This window comes from Staphylococcus borealis, from assembly GCF_001224225.1.
In the GTDB taxonomy this organism is placed as follows: Bacteria; Bacillota; Bacilli; order Staphylococcales; family Staphylococcaceae; genus Staphylococcus; species Staphylococcus borealis.
Genome location: NZ_CUEE01000006.1, coordinates 119,035 through 140,677 on the forward strand (window position 1 = coordinate 119,035; position 21,643 = coordinate 140,677).

At 34.0% G+C, this 21,643-nt stretch carries 20 protein-coding genes; 9 read left to right on the forward strand and 11 right to left on the reverse strand.

The features are described 5' to 3' along the window. Positions 1-68 precede the first annotated feature (68 nt). Positions 69-644: a signal peptidase I gene (gene lepB, locus AK212_RS08730; RefSeq protein WP_053030309.1), complete on the reverse strand. Its 576-nt coding sequence runs from the start codon at positions 642-644 to the stop codon at positions 69-71. A gap of 351 nt (positions 645-995) precedes the next feature. On the opposite strand from lepB, the gene AK212_RS08735 reads away from it, so the two are divergent. The 5 genes from AK212_RS08735 (at position 996) to AK212_RS08755 (ending at position 8,345) form a co-directional block, all read left to right on the forward strand. Beyond that, positions 996-1,403 (forward strand): YxeA family protein, encoded by a 408-nt coding sequence (locus tag AK212_RS08735; RefSeq protein ID WP_053030310.1) that lies wholly within the window; start codon positions 996-998, stop codon positions 1,401-1,403. Positions 1,404-1,426: 23 nt separating this feature from the next. Then, positions 1,427-2,185, forward strand: coding sequence for an ABC transporter ATP-binding protein (locus tag AK212_RS08740; protein WP_053030311.1), 759 nt, complete (start codon positions 1,427-1,429; stop codon positions 2,183-2,185). Then, positions 2,175-4,058 (forward strand): ABC transporter permease, encoded by a 1,884-nt coding sequence (locus AK212_RS08745; RefSeq protein ID WP_053030312.1) that lies wholly within the window; start codon positions 2,175-2,177, stop codon positions 4,056-4,058. The genes AK212_RS08740 and AK212_RS08745 overlap by 11 nt, the downstream gene beginning before the upstream one ends. 26 nt (positions 4,059-4,084) lie before the next feature. Beyond that, positions 4,085-4,279: a VraH family peptide resistance protein gene (locus tag AK212_RS08750; protein ID WP_053030313.1), complete on the forward strand. Its 195-nt coding sequence runs from the start codon at positions 4,085-4,087 to the stop codon at positions 4,277-4,279. 412 nt (positions 4,280-4,691) lie between these two features. Continuing rightward, positions 4,692-8,345: a Spy0128 family protein gene (locus AK212_RS08755; protein ID WP_053030314.1), complete on the forward strand. Its 3,654-nt coding sequence runs from the start codon at positions 4,692-4,694 to the stop codon at positions 8,343-8,345. A 59-nt stretch (positions 8,346-8,404) separates the two neighbouring features. Here AK212_RS08755 and AK212_RS08760 read toward each other — a convergent pair whose 3' ends face one another. The 10 genes from AK212_RS08760 to rpmH all read right to left on the reverse strand — a co-directional run bounded on the left by AK212_RS08760 (position 8,405) and on the right by rpmH (position 16,411). Next, positions 8,405-8,977, reverse strand: coding sequence for a helix-turn-helix transcriptional regulator (locus tag AK212_RS08760; protein WP_053030315.1), 573 nt, complete (start codon positions 8,975-8,977; stop codon positions 8,405-8,407). Positions 8,978-9,237: 260 nt separating this feature from the next. Then, positions 9,238-9,774, reverse strand: coding sequence for a TetR/AcrR family transcriptional regulator (locus AK212_RS08765; RefSeq protein ID WP_053030316.1), 537 nt, complete (start codon positions 9,772-9,774; stop codon positions 9,238-9,240). Next, positions 9,743-10,135: a DUF3147 family protein gene (locus tag AK212_RS08770; protein ID WP_053030317.1), complete on the reverse strand. Its 393-nt coding sequence runs from the start codon at positions 10,133-10,135 to the stop codon at positions 9,743-9,745. The genes AK212_RS08765 and AK212_RS08770 overlap by 32 nt, the downstream gene beginning before the upstream one ends. Positions 10,136-10,153: 18 nt before the next feature. After that, complete coding sequence (locus AK212_RS08775) at positions 10,154-10,516, reverse strand: DUF3147 family protein (RefSeq protein ID WP_053030318.1); 363 nt, start codon at positions 10,514-10,516, stop codon at positions 10,154-10,156. A 157-nt stretch (positions 10,517-10,673) separates the two neighbouring features. Next, on the reverse strand, positions 10,674-11,513 hold the full coding sequence (noc, locus tag AK212_RS08780) for a nucleoid occlusion protein (RefSeq protein ID WP_053030319.1): 840 nt from the start codon (positions 11,511-11,513) through the stop codon (positions 10,674-10,676). 45 nt (positions 11,514-11,558) lie between these two features. After that, positions 11,559-12,281 carry a 16S rRNA (guanine(527)-N(7))-methyltransferase RsmG gene (gene rsmG / locus AK212_RS08785; RefSeq protein WP_053030320.1) on the reverse strand — a complete coding sequence of 241 codons (723 nt, stop codon included), beginning with the start codon at positions 12,279-12,281 and terminating at the stop codon, positions 11,559-11,561. After that, positions 12,281-14,158 carry a tRNA uridine-5-carboxymethylaminomethyl(34) synthesis enzyme MnmG gene (mnmG, locus tag AK212_RS08790; protein ID WP_053030321.1) on the reverse strand — a complete coding sequence of 626 codons (1,878 nt, stop codon included), beginning with the start codon at positions 14,156-14,158 and terminating at the stop codon, positions 12,281-12,283. The genes rsmG and mnmG overlap by 1 nt, the downstream gene beginning before the upstream one ends. Positions 14,159-14,274: 116 nt before the next feature. Beyond that, positions 14,275-15,654, reverse strand: a complete 1,380-nt coding sequence (mnmE, locus tag AK212_RS08795) for a tRNA uridine-5-carboxymethylaminomethyl(34) synthesis GTPase MnmE (RefSeq protein WP_053030322.1) — start codon at positions 15,652-15,654, stop codon at positions 14,275-14,277. 156 nt (positions 15,655-15,810) lie between these two features. Further along, positions 15,811-16,161, reverse strand: coding sequence for a ribonuclease P protein component (rnpA, locus tag AK212_RS08800; RefSeq protein ID WP_174841452.1), 351 nt, complete (start codon positions 16,159-16,161; stop codon positions 15,811-15,813). Positions 16,162-16,273: 112 nt separating this feature from the next. Further along, positions 16,274-16,411 (reverse strand): 50S ribosomal protein L34, encoded by a 138-nt coding sequence (gene rpmH / locus AK212_RS08805; RefSeq protein WP_000240855.1) that lies wholly within the window; start codon positions 16,409-16,411, stop codon positions 16,274-16,276. A gap of 682 nt (positions 16,412-17,093) precedes the next feature. Between rpmH and dnaA the strand changes: the two genes are divergently transcribed. The 4 genes from dnaA (at position 17,094) to recF (ending at position 21,635) form a co-directional block, all read left to right on the forward strand. After that, a complete protein-coding gene (gene dnaA, locus AK212_RS08810; protein ID WP_053030324.1) occupies positions 17,094-18,452 on the forward strand; it encodes a chromosomal replication initiator protein DnaA in 1,359 nt (452 codons plus the stop codon). A gap of 300 nt (positions 18,453-18,752) precedes the next feature. Further along, positions 18,753-19,886, forward strand: coding sequence for a DNA polymerase III subunit beta (gene dnaN / locus AK212_RS08815; RefSeq protein WP_053030325.1), 1,134 nt, complete (start codon positions 18,753-18,755; stop codon positions 19,884-19,886). A 394-nt stretch (positions 19,887-20,280) separates the two neighbouring features. Beyond that, entirely contained in the window at positions 20,281-20,523 is a 243-nt protein-coding gene (gene yaaA, locus AK212_RS08820) for a S4 domain-containing protein YaaA (protein WP_174841934.1), read from the forward strand. Beyond that, positions 20,520-21,635, forward strand: coding sequence for a DNA replication/repair protein RecF (gene recF, locus AK212_RS08825; protein WP_053030327.1), 1,116 nt, complete (start codon positions 20,520-20,522; stop codon positions 21,633-21,635). Before yaaA ends, recF begins: the two co-directional genes overlap by 4 nt. The last annotated feature ends 8 nt before the right edge of the window (positions 21,636-21,643 follow it).

The following is a 21,643-nucleotide window of genomic DNA, read 5'->3' on the forward strand; positions in this document are numbered from 1 at the left end:
CTTCAAAGTTATCATTTTTTAAATGGCTACTTTGAAGAGAGCTATATATTAACAATTTCTATTTTTATTTACTCGAATGTACCTGGGTTAAAGCCAGCTTCCCATTTATTAAATGGCCAATATCTTAATACAACTTTACCCACAAGTTGATCTTTATCTACTAAACCAACTTCAGCGAAACGGCTATCTATACTATTTTGTCTGTTATCACCTAAAACTAAATATTTATCTTTAGGGATTTTGTTCTTACCGTCAGCACCATTCACTTGGCTTGTCTTAAATGTACCAGTTAAATACTTACCTTGTTTGTGTTTCTTATTATAATCTAAATACGGCTCTGATACCTTTTTGTCATTCACATACAATTGATCACCTTTGTACTCTACTTTATCACCAGGCGTACCAATCACACGTTTAATAAAATCACGTTGTGCATCTTCATGGAAGACAACAACATCACCATTATCAATGTGATTCAATGTTTTAGAAATTTTACTTACAATCACTTTATTTCTATCTTGAAAAGTTGGATACATCGACGACCCTGATACTGTGTATGATGTGCCGATAAATTTTAATACAATACCTACAATTAAAAGTGCGCCACCAATGGCTACAATCCATTCAATTATCTCTTTTTTCAATTAAACCCCGCCTATCATCTTTTATAAACATAACTTACTTTATCACAAAATCATTGCAAAGTCGTTTCACTCATCTTTAAATCCGATAACGATATTACCCTCAAGTTCTTACTAAAGACACCGCATGCTATCATGAGGTCTTCTCTAACATATTGTTAGCCTCATCGTAACAAACCTCTTAGAACATTACTATTCAAGTTATCACATTTAAGTGTGCCTTCTCACTTTTATTTTCAAAAATAAAGTCAATCTTTCATATTCGTAAGAAATAACAGCGACTTTGTAAGGTTAGATAAAGGCAGTACTGACGCAATCTTCCTACAATTATAAGTGTAATAGAAATAAGGAGTGATGATATTGAAAACCTTAAGAAATACAGTCATTGCAGTCATTACTATTGCAATTGTCTTAATTGGAGGATTATTTGGATTAGATGCCTATTCCAATCAACACCCTAACAATCATGCAGTCAATGATTGGAATAAATTGAACCCCGTAGCACCAACATATAACTATTATGTTAAGACACAAAAACCATCAAACGTAGAAGTCGTTGATAAGGAAAAAGACTTCTATATCTACCATTACAACCAAACAGGTTACACCAAAGACGGTAAAGCTAAAAAGATTGATTATACAGCATCTAAAAAATTAAAAACGAATCATTACCTAGTTGTAAGTGAGAAATCTCACACTATTACATCTTATGAAGAAATCAAACAATCAGAAATTCCAACTCAAGCAAAAGAAAAATTATAAAACGAACAAGGAGTGCGATGGACATGCCAATTTTAAACGTCAATCATTTATCAAAAGTATATGGAAATAAACAAAAATATAAAGCGCTAAACGACATTAACTTTTCAGTGGACAAAGGAGAATTCGTCGCCATAATGGGCCCTTCTGGTTCAGGAAAGACGACGTTACTCAACGTCATTAGTTCGATCGATAGTATTTCTGGAGGAACTGTCGAAGTAAGTGGCAATGAAATTAATAAGCTAAAGGACAAACAATTAGCACAATTTCGCAAAAAAGAACTCGGATTTATCTTCCAAGATTACAGTGTGTTACCGACATTAACCGTAAAAGAAAATATCATGTTGCCGTTATCTGTTCAAAAAGTGAATAAAGATGAAATGGAACACAATTATAAAGAAGTAACGGAAGCCCTCGGTATTTATGATTTAAGTAATAAATATCCAAGTGAAATATCAGGTGGTCAACAACAACGTACAGCAGCAGCACGTGCTTTCGTTCATAAACCATCGATTATCTTTGCGGATGAACCAACTGGCGCACTTGATTCGAAAAGTGCGCAAGACTTACTCAATCGTCTTGAAGAAATGAATGCACAATTCGATAGTACTATTATTATGGTAACCCATGATCCATCCGCTGCAAGCTTTGCACAGCGTGTCATTATGTTGAAAGATGGACATATTCATTCAGAAATCCACCAAGAACATAAGTCAAAACGTGAATTTTATGATGAAATTATCAAATTACAGTCTGCCTTAGGTGGTGTCGCAAATGACATTTAATCAGATTACACTCAAAAATTTAAAAAGTAATTTTAAAAATTATGCACTATATCTCTTTTCATTAATCTTTAGTATTATTTTATACTTTAGCTTTGTCACTTTGCAGTATACGCATAGTATCAATAACGGTGGTTCTCCAAAAGTGATACAAGAGGGTGCTAAAGTAGGCGCAGTGTTCCTATTTATTACAATTATCATTTTCTTAATGTATGCGAACCAATTGTTTATTAAACGTCGAACACGTGAATTTGCATTATTTCAACTCATCGGTTTAACACGACAAAATATTTTACGAATGCTAGCAATTGAACAGCTTACTTTCTTTATTTTCACAGGTATCATAGGTATTTTAGTAGGCATTGTTGGTTCCGAACTTTTACTTAATATTCTAGTGAAAATGATGCACCTGAAAGTAGACGTGTCGATAGGATTTGAATTACCTGCATTAATTCAAACAATAGTAATGCTTGTACTCGCATTTATCTTGATTATGTTTCAGAACTACCTTTTTCTAAAAAGAAGAACGATACTGTCTATGATGAAAGATAGTACAAAATCAGAAGCGACTAAATCAAAAATTACTGTTCCTGAACTTATTGCCGGTATTCTAGGCATTGTCATGATTATCTTAGGCTATTACATCTCCACTGAAATGTTTGGCAAATTCCAAGGATTAACGATGGCCTTAGTAACACCTTTTCTCATTTTATTTCTAACTGTTGTAGGGGCGTATCTATTCTTTAGAAGTTCAGTATCTATCATATTTAAATCTCTGAAAAAATCAAAACATGGTCGTGTTTCAATTACAGATGTTGTATTTACATCATCTATTATGCACCGCATGAAGAAAAATGCGATGTCACTAACAATTATCGCGATTATTTCAGCAATAACGGTAACGATTCTATGTTTTGGTGCAATTAGTAAAGCCAATACGGATTATATGATTCAAACATCATCTCCTCAAGACATTAACTTTACTAAATCGCAATCAGCTCAAAAATATGAGCAATTATTAAAACAACATCATATTCAATATGACACTATAACATTAGAGGGAAGTAATACGAAACTGCTCAAAAATGATGTGTTAAAAAGTAAAACATCTAACGGTATACAAAATGCTGGTGTCATTGTTATGTCAGATGCGCAAATCAAAGGTAACCATGCTACAATTACGAACACACAAGGTCCACTGTCAGGTATGGTAAGTGTTCATACAGATAATGATATGACACTTCAAGGCCAACAGAAAGTGACATTACTTGTAAATCAAAATAATGACAATGAAGTCATCCCATCAAATGTGTCTATAGGTGGTCCCGTATTAAAAGTGAGTCCAGACGTTTACAATAAATTGAAACTGAAAGATCAATTATTACATCATTATGGTTTCGATATTAAACAGCACCAAGACATATCAAAAGCGGAAAAATTAGCTAAAAAAGTGAGTCCAACTGTAGCGCTGAAAAGCGATACAAAACAAATGCTTGATGAAAGTAACGGTATTTTAATGTTTGTGACTTCATTCTTAGGACTAGCATTCCTAATCGCAGCTGGATGCATTATTTATATTAAACAAATGGACGAAACTGAAGATGAAATTAACAATTACCGTATCTTAAGACGTATCGGTTTCACACATACTGATATGACGAAAGGTTTGGCCTTAAAGATATTATTCAACTTTGGTTTACCTTTAATTATTGCGTTACTACACGCCTTATTTGCAGCACTAGTATTTATGAAACTGATGGGAGAATTTTCTCCAACACCAATTATCATTGTGATGATTGTGTATTCACTTGTGTATCTTATCTTTGCTGTGATATCGTTTGTTCACGCAAATCGAATTGTAAAACACGCTATATAATAATTAAGAAGAAAGGATGTTTTTAAATGAATATTAAAGAATTAATTCGTAAATCTTATGAGGATTTATTAAGTTTAAAAGTCAACTGGTTTAATGGCCTAATGTTAGTACTTATCGTCTTTGTCTTGAGTAGTATTGCAACACCATTTATTGGAGTGCCGGTAGGCTTACTTGGTGGCGGTTATCTCTTGAAACGTTATGAAGAAAAACAAGACAACTGATAGTCAATTGCAAAGTAGATTGGAATGGGAGTGGGACATAAATAATATGATGGTGCTATTTTGCAAATTCGCAGTAGCTGACTGAACTGAAAATGCGCTTAAACCAAGCTTTTCTCAGTTCTAGTCATCCTTGCGGGCGGGGCCCCAGCAAAGAGAATTTCATCAAGAAATTCTACAAGCAAAGCAAGCTGGGAGTCGGGGCCCCAACACAAAAAATCACGAAAGTGATTTTACAAGCAAAGCAAGTTGGGGTGACGACGAATTTAAAAAGAATTCTGTCCCACTCCCTACTCCTTTTTGCTATGTATTTTAATAATTATAACCTTTTTGTTTTAATATTGTTTTTTATTTTATATATTTTATAATTAAATTAACAGATATATTTAATTCATCTAAGAAAGGACATCAAGAAATGCAATTTAAAACTAAGTATCGTTTCTCTATTCGAAAGTTTTCAATAGGAACAGGCTCCGTTTTATTAGGTGCCTTTTTATTTGTAGGCTTTCAGGATGTAGCTCATGCGAGTGAATTACATAATAGTACGTTACAAACGGATACGACTTCCAATCCTCAATCTTTTGAAAGCAAAGTCAATCATTCAACAGATGAAGTCGTACGTAATACAGCTTCACCATCTCATTCTGATCCCCTAAACAATACAGAAAAGATAACAAAAACAGAAACTCAGTCTCAAACAACTAGTAAAACGACTAATCCTGATAAAGAAAAAGCAAACGCGCAAGCAATTACCGCTTCACCTCAATTAAAAGAAAAAACTTCACATACTCGTTCACGTCGTTCTGCAACGTCACCAATTGCTTCAGAAGGCGTTTTAGAGGATACAACGACAACTGCAACACCTAATATGGATGATGCTAATGGCGCATCGGTTAAAAGTAGGGATGTTGTCATTCCACAACCTAAAGATTCAAATACAATTCCAACACCAAATGTCGTATTTGAAAAAAATTCTGATCCAAATCAATATACATTTGCGATAACAGACCTTAAAGCTTTTAATGCTGCCTATCATACAAAGTATTATTATCGTTTATCTAAACCTTTCGACGACTCTAATGACGTAACGATTGAGTTAGTTAACGGTGAGACAAATTCTGTAGTAGAAACAAAACAAATTAATTCACCTGGCATTGTATCTATTGGTGAAAATTCTTTAGAAAGAGCAGTAGCTGCTCAAAATCCTCAAAAAGCGAAATATGGTCATATCAATTTCACTTTCTTAAATACATTAGACTCATTCAAAAATACGGTTTCAACAATTAGAGCACGTTTTGAAATAGATGAAAATGGTAGCTTAGAAGATCAACGTAGCGGCATACAAATTTACGATTTATTTAACCGAGCGAACGAAGGAACAACCATTACTGATCCACAATATTATGTGCCTCATATTGTTCCTGAAACGACCTATTATCGTGTTGTTAATAAAAACAACCCTACATATCAAGCAAATAAGACTGATATCAATGCGCAAACATATCAACCAGATTTCACTGAAAAGGAGTTAGCACATTATACAATTAAAGGAATGGATGGACAAATCTATACCGCTTCAAATTCACGTGAATTTGAAGGTTACAAATTATATCAAATTGCTGAGCCTGATCATATGTCTGGCCCAATGGTGCGCCCATATCAAGTTGGGTTAAGATATGTGGATGCTGAAACGAATAATGGCGGCGTCAAACGTATAAAAGAAATTATTGGAGAAGATGGTACTACACGTATCGAAATTTGGACTTTATCAGCCGACCATATGTCTGAATCTGCTAAAAACACAGGTATTGATACGACAAATTATGTCAAAGTGTATGAAGCAACGTTAAGACCTGGCGAAAGAAATAAAAATGATTTAGGTAAACAAATTTTTATACCTGGATATGATATTCCATTCCTTGTACAGCCAGCAAGTGCAGGTGAAGGTGCTGTAGGTAACCTTTTTGCACCTAATCAATCAATAAATGGTGTACAAGTTGGACGCGGCAGTAACTTCCGTTTACAAAACTTATTAGCTAAAGCACATCCAATTATCTATTATTACACAGCAATCGACCCTGTTGAGGTTACATTAAAAGCAAACAAAGTAGTTAAAGGGGAACATACGCTAGCGCAAGGTGAATTCACTTTCAATATTGTAGCTGGTCCTAATTCACCAGCTATTCCAGAGGCTTCGCAATCAAAAACAAATGCAGCAGATGGTTCAGTTACATTTGATAAGATTTCATTTACCAAACCAGGTACTTATACCTATACAATTACAGAAAATAAAACTAATCTCAATCCGAATTTTGATGCTGAACCATTAACGATTACAGCAACTGTTACAGTAACCGAAGAAAATGGTGTCTTAAATGCAAATGTGAGTTATGCATATGAGTCAGACACTGATAATAACCAAGCATTTACTAACTATTATGTAGCACCTAAGCAATTAGACTTTGATGTTCATTTTACAAAATCATTAGTTGGTCGTCCGTTAAATAATGAAGAGTTTCAATTCACTATGAAAAATGCTGACGGCGAAGTTATCGCTACAGGTACAAATAATGCGACAGGTCAAATTAACTTCAACTTTATTGAAGGTAAACGTCCAACTTATACGAATGTCGATGCTGGTAAAACCTTCACATATACTGTTGAAGAAGTTCCTAGTAACTTACCGAATATCAATAGTGATTCTATGAAAGCAATTGTAACTGTAAATGTAACTAAAGATTTACACGTACTTACAGCAACATCACTCGCACCAGCGGATACTGAATTTAACAATACATTTGTTCCACCAACACCACCAACACCTGTATTCCAACCTGAAAAATTTGATTTATCAGTGGAAAAATATGACATTACAGGCAACAAATTATTAGATGATGATAATGAATTAGCGAATAAATATGCAGATACTAATGTGAATCCTTATGCAGATCAAACAACTAATAATGAACCAGAAAACATAAATACTAAAACACTTAATCGTGGGAATAAAATTGTATATCAAGTTTGGTTAGATACAACGCACTTAACACCAGAGAATAAAATTAATAAATTAGGCATTACTGATGACTATGATGAAACAAGCGTAGCTGTTCAAAGTATTAAGGTATATGACGGTATCACTGGACAAGACGTTACAAACTTATTTGACATTACAGATGAGAATGGTGTCATCACAGCCACGTCTAAAGAAAGTTTAGTAAAAGATCATGTCTTAGATAATACACAAATCCCGTTTGGACGTTATTACAAATTAGATATTGTCGGCGTTATTAAAGACAGTGCTAAAGCTAACAAAGACATCACTAACGTAGCGAATCAGTCTGTTCAATTCTTTAACCCAGCCAAAGGTGGTAATGAAGTCCCACCTCCTAAACCATCAGAAAAACGTGTAAACAAGGTAAAACCTGTACCAGTAAACTTTGAATTCAAAGTGACTAAAAAATTGGAAGGTGGTCAACTTAAAGGTGGAGATTATACCTTCATCTTAACTGATTTAAACAACCCTAATCACCAAGTACAATTAGCAACAAATGATGCGAATGGTAAAGTGAATTTCTTGCCAATTAAATTTAATAAAGTAGGCACTTACGTTTACCAAATCACTGAAAAAGTGGGAACAGACACAAATATTGCTTACGATACAATGTCTATCACAGCAACAGTGGTCGTTACTGAAAATCCGGAAACTGGTAATTTACAAGCAACTGTAACTTACTTCAGTTCAGGCGGTAAATCAGTCGGAGTAAATGATACTGAGTTTAACAATACTGTTAAACCACCAGTACCACCAACACCAAGCAAACCACCACATAACCCACCTAAAACACCGGGTAAACCTCCTGTTAACCCGCCAGGTAACCCACCTGAAAAACCAGGAGTACCACCGACACATCACGTGCCACCAACTCCTGAACAACCAAATCAACCGAAACACTTACCAAAAACTGGTAGCGGAGATGTTAATATTAACACACCATTATTAGCCACATTATTTGCAAGTTTAGGTAGCGTATTATTGTTCGGTAGAAAAAGAAAATGTAATAAATAATCAATTTTAATTACTAAAGACCTAAGAAGCAATTGCGCTTCTTAGGTCTTTTTCATTGATTATGGTAAAAATTTAAATGATAAATAAATACTCAACCAACATATGATTACAAATGCGCCTACTACAAAGACAAATGATAAGATGCTCGTAATGAGATTACGTGTTTTACTTGTCTGAACTTCATTAGGATCTTGACCATTCATAAATGCAACGATTCGATCGTAATTATCCATACCGTGCTTGTATTTAATTTTGTCGATTTGCGTACTACTATAAAAACCTACAGAAAAAATGACATAGGTAATCGCAACGCCCCACCAACTCAAATAAAATAAAAGTGGTCCTATTAAAACACATGCTAATAACATCCAAACCAACATCATCCACGTCCAAAAATCCATGTCTTTTTTAATAGTTTCATGTTCCATACGTTTCACGTCTCCTTTGACAAGATCATCTAATGAAACATTAAATAAATTACACATCATTAATAAATTATGGATATCTGGATAACTTCTTTCATTTTCCCAATTAGAAATCGTTTGTCTTGAAACATATAATTTTTCAGCTAGGTACTCTTGAGAATAATTTTCTTTTTCTCTATATTTTCGAATTTGTTGACCGATTTCCATCATCCATAACTCCTTAACCATTTAGATTAATCTTGCCTAGAATAGAAGCAAGATCGAAATGAATAATCGTATCTCACTTCAACTCCATAGAAACGTCTCTGTATATAAAAAACTACCAAATTTCTTTGACAATCACATCTTTTTCATTGTCAAAATCCTTTTACATGCTGTAATATCAACATTTACAAGACTTCCTGACGTCTAAAAAAAGGAGCTGCGCTATTTATTAAAACGCAGTTCCTCTTTGCTATAAGCCATTATTAATTAAACGATTTTAAAATAACATCAAGCATCTTTTTAATATAGGCTTCATCTAAAGTTTCAGGTTTAATTAAAATATTGAAATAAATAGGTGAGAAAATTAAATCAATAAATAAATCTTGGTCCGCTTCTTTGATATGTTGTGCGATAATCGATTTTAATACTTTTCGGTTACTTTTAAAATAACCTTTCATAAATAACTCACGTGCATCATTTTGTTGATTACTAATCAATATCTCAATTACCGCTCGTCCAAGATTCGTTTTATAAATTTCCATTATTTTTATTAAATATTGATATAATCCCGTATATAAATCTTTATTATCATTTTCGAAAATCTGTGTTCTACTTACAAACATATCTACAATAATAGATGACTTATCTTTCCAACGACGGTAAATCGTCGCTTTGGAAACGCCTGTATTTTCAGATAGTTGATCAATTGTAATTTCTCTAAAATGCGTCTTAGTTAACAATTTATCTATTTCATTAAAGATTTTATAATTAATTGTCGGATCTTTCGGTCTTCCAGCCATGTTTTCCCCTTCTTAAATGCGAAATAATTTCAACGATTTCAAATATAATTACTGCACTTACAAACCACGCAATAAAGCCAACAACAATGCTTAATAGCCATTGATTTGTATAATAAAGCATCCCCCATGTTGCTAATATACTAATTAACACGCCAGTCATACCAAACACTGCACCTCTACTTACGTGTTTAGCAATGACATCACCATGTTGCATACCTGTGATAAATAATGAAACTAAGAATACTGCCGGTAATGTCGCAAAGACACCACCTAGCTCTTTCCAAGGTAATATTACAGAAATAATATAACTGAGTGTAACCGCTAATCCCCCAACAAGGAATTTGATTAATGCTAATTTCATTACAAAAGCCTCCAATGATTAATTCATATGTCTAACGACAAACATGCCAATTGAAATGACAAGCCAACATATCAATGCAAAGCCTGTACCTCTTTTATAATCTCTTTTACTAATATAAAGAGAAGTTAGAAAGACAGTAACAATGCACGATATAATACCAATAATCGCACCAGAACTAAGATGAATTGACATTTGCACGAGTTGATTACCACGATGATCTATCGCAAGCGCTATGATTGCAGCTAAGTAGACTGCCGGCATAGTAGCGATAATACCACCCATTTTACCGCCGACTTTCTCGGCCATAATAGATGCAAATGCTACTGCAAGACCTCCAATAACAAAATGAAGAATAGCACTAGAAACGGAGATTCCAAACACATTAAACCCTTCTTCTTTAATTATTAAACGATACGTTTCGTTTAATAATATTGTAAAACTATTTCAGTATAATGTAAATGGCGTACGAAATAAAACTAATTTTCAAATTTTTATAAAAAAATCTCCTTTCAGACACTGCCTAAAAGGAGATTTTTCACTATCTTTTATAAATTTTTATCTTAATTTCATAATAATCATCATGATCTTTATCACGTTGTTCTACACGTATACCAGATTGTTCAATTGCTTGAACGCTCTTTCCAACTTCATCACGTGCCTGTGTTAAATCTTTGGAGAATTGGAAAGATTGGGCTTTAACCTTTTCAGGTCCAATTTTTTGTTTAACACGTGCTTCTGTTTGTTTAACGTTTAACTTTTGATTGATGACTTGTTCAATGAGTTGTTCTTGATCTTCTTCTTTAAGAGATAAGACTGCTCGAGCATGACGCTCTGTAATCTTACCTTCTCTTAAACGACTGATGACTTTAGGTGCTAACTTCAGTAAACGCAACTTGTTCGCAATAAAACTCTGACTTTTGCCTAAACTTTTAGCTAATTCACTTTGCGTAGTTCCACCAATTTCAAGCAGTTTTTTATATGCTTCCGCTTCTTCGACTGCAGATAAATTTTCACGCTGAATATTCTCAATTAAAGCAACAACAGCAGTTTCTTCATCATTCATATGACGAATAATGACATCGGCTTGTGCTTTATGCAAGGATTGTAACGCTCTGAAACGGCGTTCACCTGCGATGATTTCATACATATTTTCTTCAATTGGTCGCACGACAATCGGTTGCAATAGCCCATGTTCATCAATGGATTCCGCAAGTTCTGTAATTTTACTTGAGTCAAACACCTGTCTTGGTTGATAACGGTTAGGTACAATACGCTCAATTTGAATGGATTCGACGCTAGAATTGCGATCTTCTTCAATGTATCCAACGATGTCATCTTTATTTTTCAATCCAAATAATTTTGAAAAAGGTTTTTTCATTATCCATTCACTCCTCTTAAAATTAATTTTAACATGTAAGTGCTATTAATTTTCTAGTAAAGGAGATTTATTAGGCGTACCAGGTTTTCTAGGATATTTTTTAGATGTTTGACGACGTTTATCAATTATAATCATTTGTCGTTCTCCAGCATCTTCAGGTAAATCGAAAGTGTAAGAATCACTAAAGACGCCACCTAATATACTAATCCCAAATTGCGCTTCTTCTAATTCTTCTTCTCCTTTAGAAGACTTCAATGCGATGAAATGGCCACCCTTTTTAACTAAAGGCAAGCATAATTCACTTAGCACTGTAAGTCTGGCTACTGCACGTGCGGTTACAACATCATATGTTTCTCTATTAACGCCTTTGCCGAATGTTTCAGCTCGATCATGCACAAAGCTAACTTGTGTTAAGCCGAGTTCGGCAGCTAAATGATTTAAAAATTGGATACGCTTATTTAGTGAATCTACAATCGTCACTTTCAACTCAGGGTATACAATTTTCAACGGAATACTTGGGAAACCAGCACCCGCGCCAACATCACAAATGGCTAAGGGCTGATTAAAATCATAATAAAAGCTTGGTGTAATAGAATCATAGAAATGTTTCAAATAAACTTCATGTTCATCTGTAATACTAGTGAGATTCATTTTCTCATTCCACTCAACAAGTAGACGATAATATGTCTGAAATTGTTCTTTTTGTTTATCTGACAACTCAATTCCATGTTCACTTAATTCTTTAGCTAGCCATTCTACGCCACTCATTAATTTTTCACCCTTTGCAATTTACCTTGTTCTAAATAAACAAGTAAGATTGAAATGTCTGCTGGGTTAACACCAGAGATTCGTGATGCCTGTGCAATATTCAATGGTTTAACTTCAGCTAATTTTTCACGTGCTTCAGTCGCTAAACTATCAACTTTACTATAATCTAAGTCTTCAGGAATTTTTTTCGCTTCCATACGTTTAACTTTCTCAACTTGTTGTAATGATTTATTGATATAACCTTCATATTTCGTTTGAATTTCAACTTGCTCTTCAACCGCTTCAGGTAATTGATGCGTTTCTTCTAAGATTTCTAAAATCGTATCATAAGTCATCTCTGGACGTCGTAATAAATCAATCGCCAATATACCATCTTTAAGACGTGAACCACCATGTGCTTCAATAACAGATTGCGTATGTTCATTTGGTTTAATGCGAATATTAGTTAGACGTTCAACTTCATCTTGAATTTGTTGGCGCTTTTCATTAAAGCGTGCATAGCGTTCTTCAGAAATCATACCTAATTCATAACCCATATCTGTTAAACGTAGATCGGCATTATCATGACGTAATAGCAATCTATATTCAGCACGAGAAGTTAATAAACGATACGGTTCATTTGTACCTTTCGTAACTAAATCGTCAATTAACACACCGATGTATGCATCTGAACGGCTTAAGATTTTTTCTCCTGTCCCTAACACTTTACCCGCTGCGTTGATTCCCGCCATAATACCTTGTCCAGCCGCTTCTTCATATCCTGATGTACCATTAATTTGACCGGCTGTATATAAGTTTTTAATCATTTTAGTTTCTAATGTTGGCCATAATTGCGTTGGTACAATGGCATCATATTCAATCGCATAACCGGCACGCATCATGTCGGCCTTTTCAAGACCAGGAATTGTTTCTAACATTTGACGTTGCACATGTTCTGGCAAGCTTGTTGAAAGTCCTTGAACGTATACTTCATTCGTATGACGACCTTCAGGCTCTAAGAAAAGTTGATGTCTAGGTTTATCGTTGAAACGGACAAATTTATCTTCAATTGATGGACAATAACGTGGACCTGTCCCTTTAATCATACCTGAATACATGGCTGATAAGTGTAAGTTATCATCGATGACTTTATGTGTACGATCATTTGTATACGTCAACCAACATGGTAATTGATCAAGTATATATTCTGTAGTTTCAAAGCTAAATGCACGACCTACCTCATCACCTGGTTGAATTTCAGTTTGAGAGTAGTCGATTGTTTTTGCATTCACACGTGGTGGTGTACCCGTTTTAAAACGTACAACTTCAAAGCCTAATTCTCTTAAATTATCAGCTAACGTAATAGATGGAAGTTGGTGGTTTGGACCACTTGAATATTTCATATTACCTAAAATAATTTCACCACGTAAAAACGTACCTGTAGTAATTACAACCGCTTGTGCACGATATTCAGTGCCGATATTTGTACGCACACCTTTAACTTCATCATCTTCAATGATTAATTCGTCTACCATACCTTGCATGATATCTAAATTATCTTCATCTTCAATTACACGTTTCATTTCTTGTTGGTACAATACTTTATCGGCTTGCGCACGTAATGCACGTACAGCTGGGCCTTTACCAGTATTTAACATACGCATTTGGATATGCGTTTTATCAATTGCTTTTGCCATTTGGCCACCTAATGCGTCAATTTCACGAACGACAATACCTTTAGCTGGACCACCTACTGATGGATTACATGGCATAAAGGCAATGTTGTCTAAATTAATTGTTAACATTAGCGTTTTGGCACCACGTCTTGCAGATGCTAAACCTGCTTCAATTCCTGCATGCCCAGCACCAATGACAATTACATCATATTCTTGAACCACCTGATTGACCTCCTTTAAATTTCCTTTTTCTATATTTTATTACTAAGACTTCCTACCGTCTTAATTTGTTTAATGTTTATTATTTCGTTCTCGAATGGCTATGATCTGCAATTTCATTATTTTCCTAAACAGAACTGACTAAATAATTGGTCAATTAATTCATCACTTGCGGATTCACCAATAATCTCACCTAATAGTTCCCATGTACGCGTTAAATCAATTTGAACCATGTCCATAGGAATACCAGATTCCGCTGCCTCAATCGCATCTTGAATTGCATTTCTAGCTTGTTTCAATAGAGAAATATGTCTTGAATTAGATACATATGTCATATCTTGGTTTTGAACATCGCCACCAAAGAATAAATCACGTATTTGTAATTCTAGTTGATCGATGCCTTCTTGTTTAAGCATAGAGGTTTGAATAAGTGGCGTATCACCAATCATTTCTTTAACTTCATCTATATCTAAATGTTGTTCTAAATCTGTTTTATTTACAATGACAATAGCATCTTCATTTTTGATAACTTCATATAAAGTACGATCCTCTTGTGTTAAAGGTTCGTTATTATTTAAGACAAATAAGATTAAATCTGCTTCGCTTAAGGCTTTTCGTGAACGTTCAACACCAATCTTTTCAACGATATCTTCAGTGTCACGAATGCCCGCAGTGTCTACCAATCTTAAAGGTACACCTCTGACATTAACGTATTCTTCTAAGACGTCACGCGTCGTACCTGCAACTTCAGTTACAATCGCTTTATTATCTTGAATAAGATTATTTAACATTGATGATTTCCCTACATTTGGTTTACCAACAATTACTGTTGAAAGACCTTCTCTCATAATCTTACCTTGTGTCCCAGTTTCTAATAGAAGGTTAATTTCGTTTTTAATTTTTTTAGATTGTTCTAATAAGAACTCTGTTGTAGCATCTTCAACATCGTCATATTCAGGATAATCAATGTTCACTTCTACTTGCGCGAGAATTTCTAAAATGGATTGTCGTTGTTGTTTAATTAAGTCGCTGAGACGCCCTTCAATTTGATTCATAGCAACTTTAGAAGCACGATCTGTTTTAGAACGAATAAAGTCCATAACAGCTTCAGCTTGAGATAAATCAATTCGTCCGTTTAAGAATGCACGCTTAGTATATTCACCCGGCTCTGCCATTCTAGCACCATACGTCATTGTTAGTTCTAATATACGATTAATGGTTAAAATACCACCGTGACAATTAATTTCAATAATATCCTCACGGGTAAATGTTCTTGGTGCTCTCAACACAGATATCATAACTTCTTCAACAATTTCATTTGTTTCTGGATCGACGATATGACCATAGTTAATCGTATGGGAATCTACATCTTCTAATTTTTTCTTTCCTTTATATAGTTTATCTCCAATTTCAACGGCTTGCGGTCCAGATAAACGGACAATACCAATTGCACCTTCACCCATTGGCGTTGAAATACTAGTAATTGTATCGAAATCCATGATTATCCTCGCCTCCTTATTCAAGTAAAATTTCATTATAACATTGTAATTTGTTTCTATTAAAATTGCTAACAAGTTGATTGATTGTTGTAAAGGTAAGGCTCCTGTTTGTCTGACGTCAGACTGACGGTAGTCTTAACATCTCCCCTACCCTGCTTATTTAATCCTTTTATTAAACACTTTCGCAATTTTAAGTACATGTTCTAAGCTACCTTGAATTTCAAGTGTAGACATGTCTTTAGCTGGTTGCCTAGCGATAACGATAATGTCACGTGCGATGATATCTTCTTTATGAACTTTGAAATTTTCTCTAATCGCACGTTTAATTCTGTTTCGAGTCACTGCATTACCTAACTTTTTAGATACGCTAATTCCTAATCGGAAATGATCTTTATTACTATTATAGGTATAAACAACAAACTGTCTATTTGCTACCGATTTGCCTCTTTTATAAATGGTTTGGAAATCAGTATTCTTTTTTATACGGTAAGCTTTCTCCACGTTCACATCACTCGCTTATATTATTCTTTGCCATTCTATTTTATGTTCGTTCTGATATAGCGTGTCCCAATTTATACCTATTGAAACGAAAAAAAAGACCACTGAGAAGTCAGTGATCTTATGCTGATAAAACTTTACGGCCTTTACGACGACGACGTGCTAAAACTTTACGGCCATTTTTAGTGCTCATACGTTTTCTGAAACCATGAACTTTACTATGTTTACGTTTATTTGGTTGATAAGTACGTTTTACCATGCAAAACACCTCCATCTACATATTTATCCAGCTCACTCGCTCTTGTAGTGATCCTGATTATTTTAATAGATAAATTATACTTTCTGATATCAGAATTCTTGTTTTAATTCAATTTTATCTAGTCATAATTCAAGCAACTACTACAATATAACAAATTACTATTTATAAAGCAAGCAGCATTTGCAGTAAGATACTAATTTTTTAGTAAACTTTGTCACAAAATCATTTTTTAATATTTATACATTTTGCGCCGAGTCTATAGTACTTTCGTTATTCATTTTAAATACATCTTTATAAATTATTTCCCAAGGCTGTTATAATACATGGTGCTTTTATTTCAAAAATTATCCACTTATACACAGATGACCATTCAATAATTGTGGATAATATAACCATTATTAACAGATTTATACCTAATTTAACAACATATTCACACCTATTTGACATCTCTCTTGGTTAAAAAGTATAATTGTGTGGATAAGTCGTCTAATTCATTATTTTAACAGGATTTATTTATTGATTTTATATACGTTTTTAGTGTGAATAAATCATAGCATATATAAAGTTATCCACCGAATGTTATTAACTTGTGGATAATTATTAACATGCTGTGATTATTTTTATCCACTTGTCTAAATGTCTGTGTATAAGTCTTAAATTTAAAGAAGGTGGAGTTTATTATATGTCAGAACAAGAAATTTGGAAAAAAGTATTAGACGTTGCTGAATCAGAAATATCTAAATCGACATTTAATACTTTTTTGAAAGATACGGAGCTTAAAGAAATTCGTGATAACGTTGCGATTATTTTCGTAATACATGAATTTTATGCAGAATGGTTAAATTCTAACTATAAAGAAGTTATTCAAACAATTATGAAAGATGTTATTGGTTTTGAAGTTGAACCCAAATTTTTCACTGCTGAACAATTAGCAGAACTTGATGAAGAGAGTCGTAAAGCCAAATCACCAAGCAGCGAACCTCAGCGTCACATCATTGAGGATGTTCATGAAGGTACAGATCAATTTAATACACACAATACATTTGATACGTTCGTTATTGGACCTGGTAACAGATTTCCACATGCAGCAAGTCTTGCAGTTGCTGAAGCACCAGCCCAAGCATACAATCCTCTATTTATTTATGGTGGTGTTGGTCTTGGTAAAACGCACCTTATGCATGCGATTGGTCATCATGTTCTCAGTAATCAACCAAATGCTAAAGTGCTATACACTTCAAGTGAAAAATTCACAAATGACTTCATTAAATCAATTCGTAACAATGAACCTGAAGCTTTTAGAGAGAAATATAGAAACATTGACGTGTTACTGATTGACGATATTCAATTCATTCAAAATAAAGAACAAACGCAAGAGGAGTTCTTCCACACATTTAATGAATTACATCAAAATAAGAAGCAAATTGTCATTTCAAGTGACCGCCCACCTAAAGAAATCGCTAAATTAGAGGACCGTTTACGTTCTCGATTTGAATGGGGCTTAATCGTTGATATTACGCCTCCTGATTATGAAACACGTATGGCAATTCTTCAGAAAAAAATCGAAGAAGAAAATTTAGAAATTCCAGCTGAAGCATTAAATTATATTGCTAATCAAATTCAATCAAACATTCGTGAATTAGAAGGTGCACTCACGCGTTTACTTGCCTATTCGAAGCTTCAAGGCAGACCGATTACAACTGAATTAGCAGCAGAAGCACTTAAAGATATTATTCAAGTTCCTAAATCTAAAAAAATTACAATTCAAGATATTCAGAAAGTCGTTGGGCATTATTATAACGTTCGTATTGAAGATTTTAGTGCGAAAAAACGTACCAAATCAATTGCGTATCCTCGTCAAATCGCTATGTATCTATCAAGGGAACTTACTGATTTCTCATTACCTAAGATTGGTGAAGAATTCGGTGGTCGCGATCATACAACGGTTATTCATGCACACGAGAAAATCGCAAAGGATATCAAAGCAGATCCAATTTTTAAACAAGAAGTAGAAGATTTAGAAAAAGAAATTCGCAATCAATAATGTAAACATTCGAAACTGTTATACAACAGATTACGACGTTTAAGCGTGGGAAATAATGTAAATGGTCTGTTACCTTGAATGAAGCGCCAATAAGTCTGACAAGTGAGCAAGATGATTTTGTTAGCAATTGTGGATAATGTTAAAAAGTAATACACAGCATCAACAGTTTATCCACATGTGTATAACTTTGGCACATAAGGATTTTCTTAACATATCCACTAATCCACAAGCCCTACTACTATTACTATGAATTTAAAACCTATATAATTATATATAAACGACTGGAAGGAGTTTAAATTAATGATGGAATTCACAATTAGAAGAGATTATTTTATTAATCAATTAAATGACACATTAAAAGCCATCTCACCAAGAACAACATTACCGATTTTAACAGGTATCAAAATCGATGCTAAAGACAACGAGGTCATTCTTACTGGTTCAGATTCTGAGATATCTATTGAAATTACAATCCCTAAACAAGTTGATGGTGAGGATATTGTCACTATTTCTGAAACAGGTTCAGTCGTGCTTCCTGGTCGTTTCTTCGTAGATATTATTAAAAAATTACCAGGTAAAGACGTAAAATTATCAACAAACGAACAATTCCAAACACTGATTACATCTGGACATTCAGAATTTAACTTAAGTGGTTTAGATCCTGATCAATATCCATTATTACCTCAAGTATCACGTGATGACGCCATTCAATTATCAGTAAAAGTCTTAAAAAATATCATTGCACAAACAAATTTCGCAGTGTCCACCTCAGAAACACGCCCAGTACTTACTGGTGTGAACTGGCTTATACAAGATAATGAATTAATATGCACTGCGACTGATTCACACCGCTTAGCTGTAAGAAAATTGAAGTTGGAAGATGAGTCAGAAAACAAAAATGTCATCATTCCAGGTAAAGCTTTATCAGAATTGAATAAAATTATGAGTGATAGTGATGAAGAAATCGATATTTTCTTCGCTTCAAACCAAGTATTATTTAAAGTTGGTAATGTAAACTTTATTTCTCGTTTATTAGAAGGTCATTATCCAGATACGACACGTCTATTCCCAGAGAATTATGAAATTAAATTAGGTTTAGACAACGGTGAATTCTATCACGCAATTGATCGTGCTTCTTTATTAGCACGAGAAGGTGGTAACAATGTTATTAAGTTGAGCACAGGTAATGACGTTGTAGAATTATCATCAACATCACCTGAAATCGGTACTGTAAAAGAAGAAGTGACAGCAACTGATGTGGAAGGTGGCAACTTGAAGATTTCATTCAACTCTCGTTATATGATGGATGCGCTGAAAGCAATTGATAATGATGAAGTTGAAGTAGAATTCTTTGGTACGATGAAACCATTCATTCTTAAACCAAAAGCAGATGACTCTGTTACGCAATTAATTTTACCAATTAGAACATATTAGTTTTAGAGGGCCATACCCTCAACATCAAAAAATTAGGAGTTAGACAATGCATTCTTAAAGAATGTTGTCTAACTCCTTTTTAAAATACATAATAAGCACATTCAGCCTTCAATATAGATGTTAATCTTAAAAACTAGTGGATAACTCTAAACAACTTCTTTTTACGCAAAAATGGCCCTTAAAATTAAAAATAGGGCTATATGAGTAATGAAATCATTTTTAACGCCTTTGGTTATTCAAAAAAAGCCGCTTCAATTTGAAAAATATAGGCAATTTTCCTTCAAAATCTAAATATGTATAAAGATATTGTGAAGTAAACGGTTTCACATTCCATTTTAAATGAAATTTAAACCTAAAAAAGGTATAATATATTAATGACACATAAAGAAACGGAGTGATTATTTTGGTTCAAGAAGTAGTGGTTGAAGGCGATATTACGTTAGGCCAGTTTCTTAAAACTGAAGGCATTATAGAATCAGGTGGCCAAGCTAAATGGTTCTTACAAGATTATGAAGTTTTAATTAATGGTGAACGCGAAACACGTCGTGGTAAAAAGCTAGCCAACCAAGATCGAATTGATTTCCCTGATATCCCTGAAATTGATTCTGTAATCATTATTCATCAAGGTGAACAATGAAACTTAAAACACTCCAATTAGAGAATTATCGTAACTATGAAGAAGTTACGCTTGAATGTCATCCTGATGTGAATATTCTGATCGGAGAAAATGCACAAGGGAAGACGAATTTACTTGAATCAATTTACACATTAGCTTTAGCTAAAAGTCATCGCACATCGAATGACAAGGAGCTTATACGGTTTAACTCAGAGTATGCTAAAATAGAGGGTGTACTAAATTATAGACATGGAACGATGCCATTAACGATGTTTATAACTAAAAAAGGTAAACAAGTAAAAGTGAACCACTTAGAACAAAGTCGACTAACGCAGTATGTTGGACATCTTAACGTGGTTCTTTTTGCGCCAGAAGACTTAAATATTGTCAAAGGTGCACCACAGATACGAAGACGGTTCATTGATATGGAATTAGGTCAAATCTCTGCAGTTTATCTAAATGACTTGGCTCAATACCAACGTATTCTTAAACAGAAGAATAACTACTTAAAGCAGTTGCAACTTGGTCATAAACAAGACACTACGATGTTAGAAGTCTTAAACCAACAATTTGCGCAATATGCATTGAATGTAACGTTGAGACGAGCACATTTCATCAAAGAATTAGAATCATTGGCTAAACCGATTCATGCTGGTATCACTAATGACAGAGAAACGTTATCGTTGACTTATTTACCAAGTATAAAACTCAGTGATATGGATAAAGATGCGCAAGCGTTATTAGACGAAGTGATTACACTGTTAAATGACAACATTAAGCGTGAAATGGAACGTGGCGTTTGTTTATTTGGCCCGCATAGAGATGATTTAGGCTTTAATGTAAATGATATGGATGCGCAAACATATGGGTCTCAAGGACAACAACGTACGACCGCATTATCCATTAAACTAGCAGAAATAGAGTTAATGAACATTGAAGTTGGAGAATATCCAATCTTACTACTAGATGATGTGTTAAGCGAATTAGATGATTCTCGACAAACACATTTACTAAGCACGATTCAACATAAAGTACAAACCTTTGTAACGACAACATCCGTAGACGGCATAGACCATGAGATTATGAACAATGCTAAGCTTTATCGAATCAATCAAGGTGAAATTATAAAGTAATAGAAAGT